General features: G+C 70.4%; 15 protein-coding genes. 14 read left to right on the top strand and 1 reads right to left on the bottom strand.

Annotation, left to right across the window (positions count from 1 at the left end):
- The first annotated feature begins 56 nt into the window (after window positions 1–56).
- From ACZ6BB_RS29775 to ffh, 4 genes are all read left to right on the top strand, one after another.
- Window positions 57–1,301 carry an ammonium transporter gene (locus tag ACZ6BB_RS29775; protein ID WP_471618320.1) on the top strand — a complete coding sequence of 415 codons (1,245 nt, stop codon included), beginning with the start codon at window positions 57–59 and terminating at the stop codon, window positions 1,299–1,301.
- Window positions 1,298–1,636 (top strand): P-II family nitrogen regulator, encoded by a 339-nt coding sequence (locus tag ACZ6BB_RS29770; RefSeq protein WP_003997576.1) that lies wholly within the window; start codon window positions 1,298–1,300, stop codon window positions 1,634–1,636. Before ACZ6BB_RS29775 ends, ACZ6BB_RS29770 begins: the two co-directional genes overlap by 4 nt.
- A 26-nt stretch (window positions 1,637–1,662) precedes the next feature.
- Complete coding sequence (locus ACZ6BB_RS29765; protein ID WP_471618224.1) at window positions 1,663–4,113, top strand: [protein-PII] uridylyltransferase; 2,451 nt, start codon at window positions 1,663–1,665, stop codon at window positions 4,111–4,113.
- 151 nt (window positions 4,114–4,264) lie between these two features.
- On the top strand, window positions 4,265–5,815 hold the full coding sequence (gene ffh, locus ACZ6BB_RS29760; RefSeq protein WP_471618223.1) for a signal recognition particle protein: 1,551 nt from the start codon (window positions 4,265–4,267) through the stop codon (window positions 5,813–5,815).
- 279 nt (window positions 5,816–6,094) lie between these two features.
- Here ffh and ACZ6BB_RS29755 read toward each other — a convergent pair whose 3' ends face one another.
- Window positions 6,095–6,853 carry an SAM-dependent methyltransferase gene (locus ACZ6BB_RS29755; RefSeq protein ID WP_471618222.1) on the bottom strand — a complete coding sequence of 253 codons (759 nt, stop codon included), beginning with the start codon at window positions 6,851–6,853 and terminating at the stop codon, window positions 6,095–6,097.
- Between the two features lie 304 nt (window positions 6,854–7,157).
- Between ACZ6BB_RS29755 and proS the strand changes: the two genes are divergently transcribed.
- From proS to lepB (ACZ6BB_RS29705), 10 genes are all read left to right on the top strand, one after another.
- Window positions 7,158–8,573, top strand: coding sequence for a proline--tRNA ligase (gene proS, locus ACZ6BB_RS29750; RefSeq protein WP_471618221.1), 1,416 nt, complete (start codon window positions 7,158–7,160; stop codon window positions 8,571–8,573).
- A 260-nt stretch (window positions 8,574–8,833) separates the two neighbouring features.
- Window positions 8,834–9,430 carry a hypothetical protein gene (locus ACZ6BB_RS29745; RefSeq protein WP_013000412.1) on the top strand — a complete coding sequence of 199 codons (597 nt, stop codon included), beginning with the start codon at window positions 8,834–8,836 and terminating at the stop codon, window positions 9,428–9,430.
- Window positions 9,431–9,809: 379 nt separating this feature from the next.
- The gene (rpsP, locus tag ACZ6BB_RS29740; protein WP_471618220.1) at window positions 9,810–10,229 is read left to right on the top strand and encodes a 30S ribosomal protein S16; all 420 of its coding nucleotides are present in this window, start codon (window positions 9,810–9,812) and stop codon (window positions 10,227–10,229) included.
- Window positions 10,230–10,231: 2 nt separating this feature from the next.
- On the top strand, window positions 10,232–10,471 hold the full coding sequence (locus ACZ6BB_RS29735; protein WP_033526925.1) for an RNA-binding protein: 240 nt from the start codon (window positions 10,232–10,234) through the stop codon (window positions 10,469–10,471).
- 84 nt (window positions 10,472–10,555) lie between these two features.
- Complete coding sequence (gene rimM / locus ACZ6BB_RS29730) at window positions 10,556–11,152, top strand: ribosome maturation factor RimM (RefSeq protein ID WP_471618219.1); 597 nt, start codon at window positions 10,556–10,558, stop codon at window positions 11,150–11,152.
- Complete coding sequence (gene trmD / locus ACZ6BB_RS29725; protein ID WP_471618218.1) at window positions 11,152–11,985, top strand: tRNA (guanosine(37)-N1)-methyltransferase TrmD; 834 nt, start codon at window positions 11,152–11,154, stop codon at window positions 11,983–11,985. The genes rimM and trmD overlap by 1 nt, the downstream gene beginning before the upstream one ends.
- Before the next feature lie 132 nt (window positions 11,986–12,117).
- Window positions 12,118–12,468, top strand: a complete 351-nt coding sequence (gene rplS, locus ACZ6BB_RS29720) for a 50S ribosomal protein L19 (RefSeq protein WP_013000407.1) — start codon at window positions 12,118–12,120, stop codon at window positions 12,466–12,468.
- Between the two features lie 57 nt (window positions 12,469–12,525).
- A complete protein-coding gene (gene lepB / locus ACZ6BB_RS29715; protein ID WP_471618217.1) occupies window positions 12,526–13,254 on the top strand; it encodes a signal peptidase I in 729 nt (242 codons plus the stop codon).
- Window positions 13,247–14,377, top strand: coding sequence for a signal peptidase I (gene lepB / locus ACZ6BB_RS29710; RefSeq protein WP_471618216.1), 1,131 nt, complete (start codon window positions 13,247–13,249; stop codon window positions 14,375–14,377). The genes lepB (ACZ6BB_RS29715) and lepB (ACZ6BB_RS29710) overlap by 8 nt, the downstream gene beginning before the upstream one ends.
- The gene (lepB, locus tag ACZ6BB_RS29705) at window positions 14,343–15,233 is read left to right on the top strand and encodes a signal peptidase I (protein ID WP_471618215.1); all 891 of its coding nucleotides are present in this window, start codon (window positions 14,343–14,345) and stop codon (window positions 15,231–15,233) included. Before lepB (ACZ6BB_RS29710) ends, lepB (ACZ6BB_RS29705) begins: the two co-directional genes overlap by 35 nt.
- Window positions 15,234–15,307 lie beyond the last annotated feature (74 nt).

Raw genomic sequence — 15,307 nt, 5'->3', positions numbered from 1 at the left:
TACCGGCATTGAACGGCACAGATACCGGATTCGTATTGATCAGTGCGGCGCTCGTCATGGTGATGACGCCGGGCCTGGCGCTCTTCTACGGCGGCATGGTCCGTGCCAAGAGCGTGCTGAACATGCTGATGATGTCCTTCATCACGCTGGGCATCGTCAGCATCCTGTGGGTGTTGTTCGGCTACTCGCTCGCCTTCAGCGGTGACGTCGGCCACGTCATCGGCAACCTCGACGCCATCGGCCTCAAGGGCATCGACGTCACGAGCACGGCCGACAGCTTCGTCACCAACGCCAAGGGCGAACCGCACAAGATCGCCGCGTTCTCGTTCATCCTCTTCCAGATGCTGTTCGCGGTGATCACCCCGGCCCTGATGAGCGGCGCGCTCGCCGACCGCGTCAAGTTCAGCGCCTGGATGATCTTCGTCGCGCTCTGGGTCACCCTCGCGTACTTCCCGGTCGCGCACTGGGTCTGGGCGCCGGGCGGCTGGCTCTTCGACATGGGCGTCATCGACTTCGCCGGTGGTACCGCGGTCCACATCAACGCCGGTATCGGCGCGCTCGCCGCGGTCCTCGTCGTCGGCAAGCGGATCGGCTTCAAGAAGGACCCGATGCGGCCGCACAGCCTGCCGCTGGTCCTGATCGGCACCGCCCTGCTGTGGTTCGGCTGGTTCGGCTTCAACGCCGGCTCCTGGCTCGGTGTCGACGGCACGACCGCCCGTATGGCCATCAACACGCAGATCGCGACGGCCGCGGCCATCATCGGCTGGCTGATCTACGAGCGCATCCGTCACGGCGCGTTCACCACCCTCGGTGCCTGCTCCGGCGCCGTCGCCGGCCTCGTGGCGATCACCCCCTCCGGCGGTCACGTCAACGCCTTCGGCGCCATGCTGATCGGCATCGTCGCCGGCGCGGTCTGCTCCTGGGCCGTCAGCCTCAAGTACAAGCTGGGCTACGACGACTCCCTCGACGTCGTCGGTGTCCACCTGGTGGGCGGTGTGCTCGGCACCCTGATGGTCGGCTTCCTGGCCACCGACGGGATCGGCGGCCTCGACCAGTTCGGCAAGCAGGCCACCGGCGCCTTCTCGGTCATGGGCTACACCTTCGTGGTGACCTGGCTCATCGCCTTCGCCATCCAGAAGACGATCGGCTTCCGGGCGTCCGAGGAGGACGAGGTCACCGGTGTCGACCAGGCCCTGCACGCGGAGACCGCGTACGACTTCTCCTCGGCCGCCGGTTCGCACATCTCCAGCAGCACCACGAGCAGCGTCGCTGCCCCTGAGAGCAAGAAGGTCGAGGCATGAAGCTGATCACCGCCGTCGTCAAGCCGCACCGGCTCGACGAGATCAAGGAAGCCCTGCAGGCCTTCGGGGTGCATGGCCTTACGGTGACCGAGGCCAGTGGGTACGGTCGGCAGCGCGGCCACACGGAGGTGTACCGGGGTGCCGAGTACACGGTGGACCTGGTTCCCAAGATCCGTATCGAGGTGCTCGCCGAGGACGACGACGCCGAGCAGCTGATCGACGTCATCGTCAAGGCCGCTCGCACCGGCAAGATCGGTGACGGCAAGGTCTGGTCCCTCCCGGTCGAGACGGCCGTTCGGGTCCGGACCGGCGAGCGCGGCCCGGACGCGCTCTGATCGAAGAGAAGAACAGGAGTCGCTGGGTGACGAGTACGGACGTACGTACGGATGCAGAGGACTCGGGACCCAGCGGCTATGCGGCGGCCCGGCTGCGCCTCCTCCAGGAGGAGGCGCAGTCCGGGCCGCCGCGCCGTTCGGCCCTCGCGGAACTGACCGACGACTGGCTCGCGGGCCTCTTCGGAGCGGGTGCCGCCGAGCCGCGCGGGGTCTCCCTCGTGGCCGTCGGCGGATACGGGCGCGGTGAACTCTCGCCCCGCAGCGATCTAGACCTGCTGCTCCTGCACGACGGGTCCGACGAACGGGCGGTGGCCGCGCTGGCCGACCGCATCTGGTACCCCGTCTGGGACCTGGGACTGGCCCTCGACCACTCCGTGCGCACCCCCGCCGAAGCCCGCAGGACGGCCGGCGAGGACCTCAAGGTGCAACTCGGGCTGCTGGACGCCCGCCACATCGCCGGTGACCTGGGCCTGACCGCCGGGCTGCGGACCGCCGTCCTGGCCGACTGGCGCAACCAGGCCCCCAAACGCCTCCCGGAACTCCAGGAGCTGTGCGTCGAACGGGCCGAGCGGCAGGGGGAGCTGCAGTACCTGCTGGAACCCGACCTCAAGGAGGCGCGCGGCGGGCTGCGCGACGCCACCGCCCTGCGCGCCGTCGCCGCCTCCTGGCTCGCCGACGCCCCGCGCGAGGGGCTCGCGGACGCCCGGCGCCGGCTCCTCGACGTGCGGGACGCGCTGCATCTCACCACCGGGCGCGCGACCGACCGGCTTGCGCTCCAGGAGCAGGACCAGGTCGCCGCCGAGCTGGGGCTGCTGGACGCCGACACCCTGCTGCGCCAGGTCTACGAGGCCGCCCGTGTGATCTCGTACGCCAGCGATGTGACCTGGCGTGAAGTGGGGCGCGTGCTGCGGTCGCGCGCCGTGCGGCCTCGGCTGCGCGCCATGCTGGGCGGCGGGAAGCCCGCTCCCGAGCGGTCGCCGCTGGCCGAGGGCGTCGTCGAGCAGGACGGCGAGGTCGTACTCGCCCGGGCCGCCAAGCCCGACCGGGACCCCGTGCTGCCCCTGCGCGCGGCCGCCGCGGCCGCCCAGGCCGGACTGCCGCTCTCCCTGCACGCCGTACGGCGCCTGGCGGCCGCCGCCCGGCCGCTGCCGACACCCTGGCCCGCCGAGGCACGCGAGCAGCTCGTCACCCTGCTGGGTTCCGGGCGCCCGACCGTCGACGTCTGGGAGGCGCTGGAGGCCGAGGGCCTCATCACGCACCTGCTGCCCGACTGGGAGCGGGTGCGCTGCCGGCCGCAGCGCAACGCCGTGCACATCTGGACCGTCGACCGGCACCTCATCGAGACCGCGGTCCAGGCGTCCGAGATGACCCGCCGGGTCCACCGGCCCGACCTCCTGCTCGTCGCCGCACTGCTGCACGACATCGGCAAGGGCTGGCCCGGCGACCACTCCGTGGCCGGCGAGATCATCGCCAAGGACGTGGCGGCCAGGATCGGCTTCGACCGCGAGGACGTGGCGGTGCTCTCCACCCTCGTACGCCACCATCTGCTGCTCGTCGACACCGCCACCCGGCGCGACCTGGAGGATCCGGCCACCGTCCGGTCCGTGGCCGGCGCCGTCGGATCGCCCGGCACGCTCGAACTGCTGCACGCGCTGACCGAGGCGGACGCGCTGGCCACCGGGCCCGCCGCCTGGTCGTCGTGGCGTGCCTCGCTCGTGTCCGAGCTGGTGCAGCGGGTCGACGCGCTGTTCGCCGGGGACGCCCCGCTGGAGCCGGAGCCCGGGGAGACCAGCGCCGAGCAGGAGCGGCTCGCCATCGAGGCGTTCCGCACGGGCGGGCCGGTGCTGTCGCTGCGCGCGCAGACGGAGGCCCCCACCGCCGACAAGGACGAGAAGGCCGACCCCGAGCCGCTCGGCGTGGAACTCCTCATCGCCGTACCCGACCAGGCGGGTGTCCTGGCCACGGTCGCCGGGGTTCTCGCCATGCACCGGCTGACCGTGCGCACGGCCGAACTGGGAACTTTCGATCTCCCGGACGGCGTCGAGGGCTCGGTGCTGCTGCTGAACTGGCGGGTGGCCGCCGAGTACGGCTCACTGCCCCAGGCCGCCCGGCTCCGCGCGGACCTCGTGCGGGCCCTGGACGGGTCGCTGGACATCACCGCGCGGCTCGCCGAGCGGGACGCGGCCTATCCCCGGCGGCGGGGCGTGGTCGCACCGCCGCCGCGCGTCACGGTGGCCGCGGCGGCCTCCCGGCACGCCACGGTGATCGAGGTCCGCGCCCAGGACGCCCCCGGGCTGCTGCACCGGATCGGGCGCGCCCTGGAGGACGCGCACCTGCGGGTGCGCAGCGCGCACGTCAGCACGCTGGGCGCCAACGCCGTGGACGCCTTCTACGTGACCGCAACGGACGGGGCGCCGCTGCCGGGTGACGAGGCGGCTTCGGTGGCGCGCAAGCTGGAGGAGACGCTGCGGGGCTGACGGGCGACGGGTACGGGGCCCACGCGGCCCCGTACCCGCGCCGGGCCCGCTGTGCCCACGACTATCCACAGGGGTGGAGACCCGACCACACCCAGACAGATACCCTGGAGGGCAGCCCACCCTGCCCCCGACTCCGAGGACCGACACCGCCGTGTTCGATACGCTCTCCGATCGCCTCTCAGCGACGTTCAAGAACCTGCGCGGCAAGGGGCGCCTGTCCGAGGCGGACATCGACGCCACGGCGCGCGAGATCCGTATCGCGCTCCTCGAAGCGGACGTCGCGCTGCCCGTCGTCCGGGCGTTCATCAAGAACGTCAAGGAAAGGGCGCTCGGCAGCGACGTCTCCAAGGCGCTCAACCCCGCCCAGCAGGTCCTCAAGATCGTCAACGAGGAGCTGGTCGGGATCCTGGGCGGCGAGACCCGTCGCCTGCGGTTCGCCAAGAACCCGCCGACCGTGATCATGCTCGCGGGTCTGCAGGGCGCAGGTAAGACGACTCTCGCGGGCAAGCTGGGCCGCTGGCTGAAGGAGCAGGGCCACTCGCCGCTCCTCGTCGCCTGCGACCTCCAGCGCCCCAACGCGGTGAACCAGCTCAGCGTCGTCGCCGAGCGCGCCGGTGTGGCGGTCTACGCCCCCGAGCCGGGCAACGGCGTGGGTGACCCGGTCAAGGTCGCCAAGGACTCCATCGAGTTCGCGAAGTCGAAGGTCCACGACATCGTGGTCGTCGACACCGCGGGCCGCCTGGGCATCGACCAGGAGATGATGCAGCAGGCGGCGGACATCCGGGACGCGGTCTCCCCGGACGAGATCCTCTTCGTCGTCGACGCGATGATCGGTCAGGACGCCGTCAACACGGCGGAGGCGTTCCGGGACGGCGTCGGCTTCGACGGCGTGGTCCTCTCCAAGCTCGACGGTGACGCCCGCGGTGGTGCCGCCCTGTCGATCGCCTCGGTCACCGGCAAGCCGATCATGTTCGCGTCGAACGGCGAGAAGCTCGACGAGTTCGACGCGTTCCACCCCGACCGGATGGCCTCCCGCATCCTCGACATGGGTGACCTGCTCACCCTGATCGAGCAGGCGGAGAAGACCTTCAGCCAGGAAGAGGCCGCCAAGATGGCCTCCAAGCTGGCGTCCAAGAAGGGGCAGGACTTCACGCTCGACGACTTCCTGGCCCAGATGGAGCAGGTCAGGAAGATGGGCAGCATCAGCAAGCTGCTCGGCATGCTGCCCGGCATGGGCCAGATCAAGGACCAGATCAACAACATCGACGAGCGTGACGTCGACCGCACGGCCGCGATCATCAAGTCGATGACCCCGGCCGAGCGCCAGGAGCCGACGATCATCAACGGCTCGCGCCGCGCCCGTATCGCCAAGGGTTCCGGTGTCGAGGTCAGCGCGGTGAAGAACCTCGTGGAGCGGTTCTTCGAGGCCCGCAAGATGATGTCCCGGATGGCCCAGGGCGGCGGCATGCCCGGGATGCCGGGGATGCCGGGCATGGGTGGCGGCCCCGGCCGGAGCAAGAAGCAGCCCAAGCAGGCCAAGGGCAAGCAGCGCTCCGGCAACCCCATGAAGCGCAAGCAGCAGGAGCAGGAGGAGGCCGCCCGCCGGGCCGCCGCCGCGCAGGGCGGTGCCCTCGGGCTGCCGGGCCAGCAGACTCCTCAGGACTTCGAGCTGCCGGACGAGTTCAAGAAGTTCATGGGCTGACGCGCCGCACGGCGGACGCCGCGTGCCGGCCGGGGGGTGTGGCCGGGCGCGCGGCGCCGGGTGCCGTGCGTGAAACGGCGTGGTGTGGTGTCGCTCGTGGTGCTTCTCGGTGGCAACCCCCGTACGCGGATGTGTTGTTCCCCTGGACGATGCGTCAGGCTATGGGTGCGGTGCGGCACTTGGCCAAGGCCGATGCGCTACCGACCCGCTTTCTTCACACCATTCACACCCATGTCGGAAGATGCCTCGAAGACCTTCCCAGGTCTTCCCCCCCGACGCTCAGGGCGTCCGCGCGATCAGGTAGCGGAACACGTTCGGCATCCACACCGTGCCGTCCCGGCGGCGGTGCGGGTGCAGGGCCTCGGTGAGTTCCTTGTCCACCTGTACCTGATCGGTGGCCCTGATCGCAGCGTCGAACAGCCCGGTCGACAGCAGCCCCCGGACCGCGTTGTCCACGTTGGCGTACCCGAAGGGGCAGGCCACGCGGCCGGAGCCGTCCGGCCGCAGCCCGGCCCGCTGGGCGACGTCCTCCAGGTCGTCCCGGAGTGCCGGGCGCCAGCTGCCCCCGCCGCGCAGGGGATCGGCCAGCTTCGCGGCCACGCGGAGCACGGCGGACGTGGCGCAGCGCTCGGGCGGGCCCCAGCCGACGAGGACCACGGGGGCGCCGCGTTCCGCGAGCGGGGTCGCCGAGGCGAGGAGGTCGCCGAGGCCCTCCGAGTCCCCGTCCAGACAGCCGATCGGCTCGAAGGCGGTCACGAGGTTGTACAGCGGGTCGCCGGGAGCGCGCGCCGCATCCGCGGGAGCCCCTTCGACGATACGGGCGCCGGCGCGCGTGGGTGTGCCCCACGCCTCCGGCCGTAGCCGCTCCCGCGCGAGTGCCGCTCTCTCGGGCTCCCCCGAGTCCACGCCGGTGACCGCGGCGCCCCGCGACGCCGCCATCAGCAGCGCGAGCCCCGAGCCGCAGCCGAGCCCGAGCAGTCGCGTGCCGGTGCCGACGTCGAGCCGCCGGTGGACGGCCTCGTACAGCGGTACCAGCATCCGTTCCTGGATCTCGGCCCAGTCACGCGCGCGTGCACACCGGTCCACACGGGGTAAGGCCCCCGCGCGAGGCAGTTGCTGCCGCACGAGCGTAGGTGTCATATCGAAAGCGCCCCAATCCGCCGTGAGTTGCCGTTGCCGGATTTCCTGGCCCCCGTGGCAGTGCGCGCTCGCACACCCCCCGTATGCCAGGTAACTCCGCGTCCGGCGCGTCGTCCAGGGGTCTCGGACATCGGTTTTGCGGACTGTCACGCCCGGCGAAAAGAATTCACATCGTTGCAATATGCCCCCGTACTATCGCGCCATGGCAAAGGCACCCGTACTCACCCCCCGGGCGGACGATTTCCCCCGCTGGTACCAGGATCTGATCACCAAGGCCGAGCTGGCCGACAACGGCCCGGTGCGCGGCACCATGGTGATCCGACCGTACGGGTACGGGCTGTGGGAGCGGATGCAGCAGGAGATGGACGCCCGGATCAAGGAGACGGGCACGCAGAACGCGTACTTTCCGCTCCTGATCCCGCAGTCGTACCTCGCGCGCGAGGCCGAGCACGTCGAGGGCTTCGCGCCCGAGCTGGCCGTGGTGACGCACGGTGGCGGCAAGGAACTCGAGGAGCCCGCCGTCGTCCGCCCCACCTCCGAGATGATCATCAACGATTACTTCTCGAAATGGGTGCAGAGCTACCGCGATCTGCCGCTGCTGATCAACCAGTGGGCGAACGTGGTCCGCTGGGAGCTGCGCCCCCGGCTGTTCCTGCGCACCTCCGAGTTCCTCTGGCAGGAGGGTCACACGGCGCACGCGACCTACGACGAGGCGCGCGACTTCGCCGCGCACATCCACCGGAAGGTCTACGAGGACTTCATGGTGAACGTCCTCGCGATGGACGTCGTCCCCGGCCGCAAGACCGTGAAGGAGCGCTTCGCGGGCGCCGTCAACACCCTCACCCTCGAAGGCATGATGGGCGACGGCAAGGCCCTCCAGATGGCCACCAGCCACGAACTGGGCCAGAACTTCGCCAGGGCCTTCAACACCCGGTACCTGTCGAAGGACGGCAGCCAGGAACTCGTCTGGCAGACCTCCTGGGGCTCCACCACCCGCATGATCGGGGCGCTGGTGATGATGCACGGCGACGACCACGGGCTGAGGGTTCCGCCCCGGCTGGCCCAGATCCAGGTGGTCGTCCTCGCGATCAAGGGCGACGAGGCGGTTCTGGCCAAGGTCCGCGAACTGGGCGACCGGCTGAAGGCCGCGGGCATCCGGGTTCGGGTGGACGACCGCACGGACGTCCCGTTCGGCCGCCGGGCCGTCGACTGGGAACTCAAGGGCGTCCCCGTGCGCGTCGAGGTCGGCCCCCGTGACCTGGAGAACGGCACCGCGATGCTGGTCCGACGCATCCGCGGCGGCAAGGAATCCGTCGCGCTCGACTCACTCGTCCCCCTGCTGCCCACGCTGCTCGAGGAGGACCAGGCGCTCCTTCTGGAGCAGTCCCGTGAGCGCCGTGAGTCCCGGACGAGCGAGGTGTCGACGACCGAGGAGGCGATCGAGGCCGCCGCGGCCGGCGGCTGGGCGCGTATCCCCTGGTCGACGCTGGGAGAGGAGGGCGAGGCCCGGCTCGGCGAGCACGCCGTGACCGTACGGTGTCTGGTCGGCGAGGACGGGTCGGTGCCCGACTCCTATGACGCACCCGGTAACGTCGCAGTCGTGGCGCGCGCTTACTAGAGCACCCGGTTCCGCCGGGAGCGCGACCGAAAGGTCCCTTGCGCATCCGAGGATCACAGTTGCCCCGGCGCGCGGACCTTGTCTACGCGCCGGAGCGTACGTGTTACTACGTACCGCCTTGTGGTGAGCTGCGAGGCTTCTCCGCAGATCAGCGCACCCGCCCTCGTCAGGACGCACTAGTGGCAACTGACGGGTACGTGCAAATTATTTGGGATGGCCCGGAATCGGAACACACGGGCACTCCGGCTCGTTGTCATTACGTGAGCACGACACAGACACCACCCGTTCTCGCCGCAGAGCTGGCACAGGCGTGGGCCGACATCCAACGGCACCACCCCGAGTTGCCGGATCTTGCCGCTCCCGAGTCCCTGATCGGGGAGTCCTCGTCCGCCTGCGGGCACGAACTCTCCTTCGAGCGACTGCTCCATGAGGCAGTCCATGGCATCGCCGCCGCCCGCGGAGTCCGCGACACCTCCCGGGCCGGCCGGTACCACAACCGCCGATTCCTCGCGATCGCCGAGGAACTCGGCCTCGATCACCCGGAGGAACCTCACCCCAGCAGCGGTTTCTCGCTGGTCACGCTCAATCCCGAGGCCAAGCGTCGCTACCGCCCGACCATCGAGAGACTGCAACGCGCTCTCAAGGCGCACACCGCGGCGACCTCCGCGGACACGGCCCGCAGCTTCCGGGGCCCGGCAGCCCGTCACGGCTCCTCCGGCGGCGGCGTCCGCGTCAAGGCCGTCTGTGACTGCGGCCGCAACGTCCGGGTCGTCCCGTCCGTCCTCGCCCAGGCTCCCATCGTCTGCGGCGGCTGCGGCAAGCCCTTCCGGATCCCGGAGGTCATGGGCGCGGCGTGAGACGAGGGCGAGCCGAGAAGACGGCGAGCCGACACGGACGGCTGCTCGTGGCAGCCGTATCCGGTTCGTGGTCGACGGGTCCGCCCTCGCCGAGGGCAGTCGTGCCGCCGGGGCGACGGGGAACGGCGGGCGCAGGCGGCACCCGGTGAGCACCGGTGGGCGAAGGCCCCCCGGCGCCGGGTGCCGCTTCGGCATGGGTTCGCGCAGGCCGGGTCGGAGGCGAACCGCAGCGTGTGGCACAATGGCTAGCTGTACTCGACAGTCGCACAGGACCCCTCTCTCCTCCGGCTGACGCGTCCATCGGGCACTCGGGTACCGCAACCCCACGCGGCCTTTCTCGCCGTGCCCAATCACGTCAAATCCAGGAGAACCCACTCCCGTGGCAGTCAAGATCAAGCTGAAGCGTCTGGGCAAGATCCGTTCGCCTCACTACCGCATCGTCGTCGCCGACTCCCGCACGCGCCGTGACGGCCGTGCGATCGAGGAGATCGGCAAGTACCACCCGACGTACAACCCGTCGGTCATCGAGGTCGACGGGGACCGCGTCGCGTACTGGCTGGGTGTCGGCGCGCAGCCGACCGAGCCCGTGCTCGCCATCCTGAAGAAGACCGGCGACTGGCAGAAGTTCAAGGGCGAGCCCGCTCCGGCGCCGCTCCTCGTGGCTCAGCCGAAGTCCGCGCGCCCGTCGTTCGAGGCCCTGGGCGGCGACGACGAGGGCAAGGGTGAGGCGATCACCCAGAAGAAGAAGGCCGACAAGAAGGACGAGGCCGCCGCCGAGTCCGAGTCGACCGAGGCCTGAGCATGCTCGAGGAGGCTCTCGAGCACCTCGTCAAGGGCATCGTCGACTACCCCGACGACGTGCAGGTCGCTTCCCGCAACCTGCGCCGCGGGCGCGTACTCGAGGTCCGGGTCCACCCCGACGACCTCGGCAAGGTGATCGGCCGTAACGGCCGTACCGCCCGCGCCCTGCGTACCGTCGTGGGTGCCATCGGCGGCCGCGGTGTCCGTGTCGACCTGGTCGACGTGGATCACGTCCGCTGACGAACATTCGCAGCACCGGCTCGGGCCGGGGAGGGCCACTGGGCCGTCCCCGGCCCGTAGTCGTATGACAGGAGATCAAGCACAGTGCAGCTCGTAGTCGCACGGATCGGCCGCGCCCACGGCATCAAGGGCGAGGTCACCGTCGAGGTTCGCACCGACGAGCCGGAACTCCGGCTCGGCCCCGGTGCCGTCCTGCTCACGGACCCCGCCTCGACGGGCCCGCTCACCATCGAGACCGGCCGGGTCCACAGCGGCCGGCTGCTTCTGCGCTTCGAGGGCGTCCGCGACCGCACCGCCGCCGAGGCCCTCCGCAACACCCTGCTGATCGCGGAGGTGGACCCGGAGGAGCTGCCCGAGGAAGAGGACGAGTACTACGACCACCAGTTGATGGACCTGGACGTGGTCACCCGGGACGGGGTCGAGGTCGGCCGGATCACGGAGATCTCGCACCTGCCCTCCCAGGACCTCTTCATCGTCGAGCGGCCGGACGGCAGCGAGGTGATGATCCCGTTCGTGGAGAGCATCGTCACCGAGATCGACCTGACCGAACAGCGGGCGGTCATCGACCCGCCGCCGGGACTGATCGACGACCGGGCGGAGATCGCGTCCGCCCGGGACGCCGAGCAGTCCGCCACGGACGGGGCCGCGGACTCCGCCGGACCGGCCGGGGACGAGATCTGATGCGGCTCGACGTCGTCACGATCTTCCCCGGGTACCTCGAACCCCTGAACGTCTCGCTCGTCGGCAAGGCACGCGCGCGTGGGCAGCTCGATGTGCACGTCCACGACCTGAGGGCATGGACGTACGACCGGCACAACACGGTCGACGACACTCCCTACGGCGGCGGCCCCGGCATGGTCATGAAGACCGACCCCTGGGGCGAGGCCCTGGACTCGGTCCTCGTCGACGGCTACGAGGCCGGGGCCCGTGAGCCCGCGCTCATCGTCCCCACCCCCAGCGGCCGCCCGTTCGACCAGGCGCTCGCCGTCGAACTCTCCGAGCGCCCCTGGCTGGTCTTCACGCCGGCGCGCTACGAGGGCATCGACCGGCGCGTGATCGACGAGTACGCGACCCGGATGCCCGTGTACGAGGTGTCCATCGGCGACTACGTGCTCGCCGGCGGCGAAGCGGCCGTGCTCGTCGTCACCGAGGCCGTGGCGCGTCTGCTGCCCGGCGTCCTCGGCAACGCCGAGTCCCACCGGGACGACTCCTTCGCGCCCGGTGCCATGGCCAACCTCCTGGAGGGGCCGGTCTACACGAAGCCCCCCGAGTGGCGCGGTCGCGACATCCCCGAGGTGCTGCTCAGCGGCCACCACGGCAAGATCGCGCGCTGGCGACGCGACGAGGCCCTGAAGCGTACGGCGGCCAACCGGCCCGACCTGATCGAGCGTTGCGACCCCAAGGCCTTCGACAAGAAGGACCGCGAGATGCTCTCCATCCTGGGCTGGGCCCCGGATCCGGCGGGGGAGCCGCACGGCCGATTTTGGCGGCGGCCCGACGGCGTGGAACAATAGGCCCCTGTTGTGCGTCGTCCGGCGCGCGCCCCTGCCGCAGGGGGACACGACGCCCGCCCCGACACGGACAGCATCCTCACGAAACCTAGCTCCCGCCTATGACCTGTGGCATGGGCGAAGAAAGCAGACGAAATGTCTCACCTGCTCGACTCCGTCGACTCCGCGTCGCTGCGCAGCGACATCCCGGCCTTCCGCCCGGGTGACACCGTCAACGTCCACGTGCGCGTCATCGAGGGCAACCGCTCCCGTGTGCAGCAGTTCAAGGGCGTGGTGATCCGTCGCCAGGGCGCCGGTGTCCGTGAGACCTTCACGGTCCGCAAGGTCTCGTTCTCCGTCGGCGTCGAGCGCACCTTCCCGGTGCACACCCCGATCGTCGAGAAGATCGAGCTCGTCACCCGTGGTGACGTGCGTCGCGCGAAGCTGTACTACCTGCGCGAGCTGCGCGGCAAGGCCGCGAAGATCAAGGAGAAGCGCGACAACTGATCGCGCGCACGAGTCACACAAGGTCGTCACAGCGGGGCCGGATACGATCTGGCCCCGATGGACACCGAAGCACGGCAGCACATGGAGCGCGACCGTTCCCCCCGCCCTTCCGGCGACGAGGTCTCCGAGGAGATCTCCGGCACAGGAGGGCGTGAGGAGCGGTCGCGTTTCGCGTGGGTGGACCGGGCCACCGCGTGGGTACCAGGTGGGGGATACACCCTGACCGTGCTGATCTGCCTGCTTTTTCTGGCGCTGTTCAGCAACTTCGTGATGCAGCCGTTCCAGATTCCCAGCAGCTCCATGGCCGACTCATTGAGGATCGGGGACCGCGTTCTCGTAAATAAGTTGGCGTACCGTTTCGGATCTGATCCGCAGCGCGGTGACGTCGTCGTGTTCGACGGCACCGGCTATTTCGGGAACGCCGACTACGTCAAGCGCGTTGTCGGCGTGGGGGGAGACCGGGTGGTCTGCTGCGACCAGGAGGGGAGGCTTGAGGTGAACGGCCGGTGGGTCGACGAGTCGTCGTTTCTGTACCCGGGCGACAGTCCGTCGAACGTGCCCTTCGACGTGGTCGTCCCCGAGGGCAGACTGTTCCTCCTCGGCGACCACCGCAGTGACTCCAGTGACTCCCGCGACCGTCTGGGGGCGCCCGGCGGCGGCATGGTCCCCCTCGACTCCGTGATCGGCAGGGCCGACTGGATCGCCTGGCCCGCCGGTCACCGGGCGCGTCTGGACCGTCCGGACGCCTACGCCCGGGTCCCGGCCGCCGGCGGTGCGCATGGGTAACCGCGGCAGGCCGCGCGGTGCCGCTCCCAGCACCGCCGCCGAGAACCTGCTGCCCACCGGCCTGCGGCGGTCCGGCGGGGCCGCCCGGCCGAGCCGGGTCGAGCGGCGCAGGCTCGCCCGCAAGATCAAGCGGCGCAGGCGTCGTTCCGCGGTCAAGGAGATCCCGCTCCTCGTCGGGGTCGCCGTCCTCATAGCCCTGGTCCTCAAGACCTTCCTCGTCCAGGCGTTCGTGATCCCGTCGGGGTCCATGGAGCAGACGATCCAGATCGGCGACCGCGTCCTGGTCGACAAGCTCACGCCCTGGTTCGGCTCCGAGCCCACCCGCGGCGACGTCGTCGTCTTCAAGGACCCGGGCGGCTGGCTGGAGGACGAGCAGACGACGGCCGCCGGCGAGGACCCCGTCGTCATCAAACAGATAAAGGAGGGCCTGCAGTTCATCGGCCTCCTTCCGTCCGACGACGAGCAGGACCTGATCAAGCGGGTCGTCGCGGTCGGCGGCGACACCGTCAAGTGCTGCGACACCCAGGGGCGCGTCACCGTCAACGGGATGCCGCTGGACGAGACGGCCTACATCCACCCCGGCAACCAGCCCTCGACGCAGCAGTTCCAGGTCACCGTGCCCCAGGGCCGTCTGTGGGTGATGGGCGACCACCGGGAGAACTCCGCGGACTCGCGCGCGCACCAGAACGACGATTCGAAAACGGCGCAGTTCGGCGGTACGGTCCCCCAGGACGCCGTCGTGGGCCGTGCCGTGGTCATCGCCTGGCCGGTGGGCCACTGGGGCCAGTTGGAGGAGCCGGACACGTTCTCCGCCGTGCCGGGCGCATCGACCACCGCCCTCGGCGCTTCGCATAGGGTGGCGTCCGCGGATCGAAACGGATCGATCCCTCTCCCGACCCCTGCGGAACTCCCGCTCGTTATGGGAGTGGTGGGCCTGCACCGGCTGTGGCGCGGGCGGCGGTACGGAGTGAGGAGTGGATGTGGGGGATTTGGCGGTCGGCGCACGGTCCGGACACGGTGGTTCCGAGGATCGGCCGGAGCGATCCGACGAGGCGGCTTCCCCGGCCGCGGAGAACGTGGAGGGCGCCGTGAATTCCGAGGGTTCCGCCGACGCCGGGAATGACTCCCCGGGCGCGGCGGACGGCGGAGAAGGCGCCCGCACCTCGGCCGACGACGGAGACCAGCCGGCGAGGCCCAGGAAGAAGCAGCGTTCCTTCTGGAAGGAACTGCCGATCCTGGTCGGCATCGCCCTGGTGCTCGCCCTGCTGATCAAGACCTTCCTGGTGCAGGCGTTCTCCATCCCGTCCGACTCGATGCAGAACACGCTGCAGGAGGGCGACCGGGTCCTGGTCGACAAGCTCACCCCGTGGTTCGGCTCCGAGCCCGAGCGGGGTGAGGTCGTCGTCTTCCACGACCCGGACGGCTGGCTGAACGGCGAGCCCACCCTGGAGCCCAACGCCGTGCAGCGCGTCCTCGGCTGGATCGGCCTGATGCCGTCCGCCGAGGAGAAGGACCTCATCAAGCGGGTCATCGGCGTCGCCGGCGACACGGTCGAGTGCAACGGCACGGGCCCGCTCAAGGTCAACGGCAAGGCGCTCAACGAGCCCTACGTGTACCCGGGCAACACCCCCTGCACCGTCGACGACACCGGCGGCCAGTTCAAGGTGAAGGTACCCGAGGGCAAAATCTGGGTCATGGGTGACCACCGGCAGAACTCGCTGGACTCCCGCTACCACCAGAACGACAGCAACAAGGGCATGGTCCCCGTGAGTCAGGTCGTGGGCCGCGCCATCGTGGTCGCCTGGCCGCCCACCCGCTGGTCCACGCTGCCGGTCCCCGACACCTTCGACCAGAACCTGAGCGCCGCCGCTCCCGGCGCGCTGGGCCTCGCGGGCGCGGTGCCGCTGGTGCTGTGGCGCCGGCGCCGCCTTCTGGCCACCGAAAGCCCGAGGGTTACCGGCACGGGTACCGCCGGGTAGGGTGCCGTCCCAGATCGCCGATCTTCCACGGCCCGCGAGGGGCCCGGACGGTCGATTCTCCGACCTGGGAGCAC

It is taken from the genome of Streptomyces sp. NPDC041108 (assembly GCF_055592645.1).
The sequence above is the reverse complement of the archived record's forward strand: the minus strand, read 5'-3'. Positions and strand labels throughout refer to the sequence as shown.

What these genes read in the sequence shown, in the direction of transcription:
- ACZ6BB_RS29775 (WP_471618320.1), top strand. Translation starts at nt 57, where the DNA reads ATGGTGATGACGCCGGGCCTGGCGCTCTTCTACGGCGGCATGGTCCGT.
- ACZ6BB_RS29770 (WP_003997576.1), top strand. Translation starts at nt 1,298, where the DNA reads ATGAAGCTGATCACCGCCGTCGTCAAGCCGCACCGGCTCGACGAGATC.
- ACZ6BB_RS29755 (WP_471618222.1), bottom strand. Translation starts at nt 6,853, where the DNA reads ATGCTGGTACCGCTGTACGAGGCCGTCCACCGGCGGCTCGACGTCGGC.
- proS (WP_471618221.1), top strand. Translation starts at nt 7,158, where the DNA reads ATGGCAAAGGCACCCGTACTCACCCCCCGGGCGGACGATTTCCCCCGC.
- ACZ6BB_RS29735 (WP_033526925.1), top strand. Translation starts at nt 10,232, where the DNA reads ATGCTCGAGGAGGCTCTCGAGCACCTCGTCAAGGGCATCGTCGACTAC.
- trmD (WP_471618218.1), top strand. Translation starts at nt 11,152, where the DNA reads ATGCGGCTCGACGTCGTCACGATCTTCCCCGGGTACCTCGAACCCCTG.
- rplS (WP_013000407.1), top strand. Translation starts at nt 12,118, where the DNA reads ATGTCTCACCTGCTCGACTCCGTCGACTCCGCGTCGCTGCGCAGCGAC.
- lepB (WP_471618217.1), top strand. Translation starts at nt 12,526, where the DNA reads ATGGACACCGAAGCACGGCAGCACATGGAGCGCGACCGTTCCCCCCGC.
- lepB (WP_471618216.1), top strand. Translation starts at nt 13,247, where the DNA reads ATGGGTAACCGCGGCAGGCCGCGCGGTGCCGCTCCCAGCACCGCCGCC.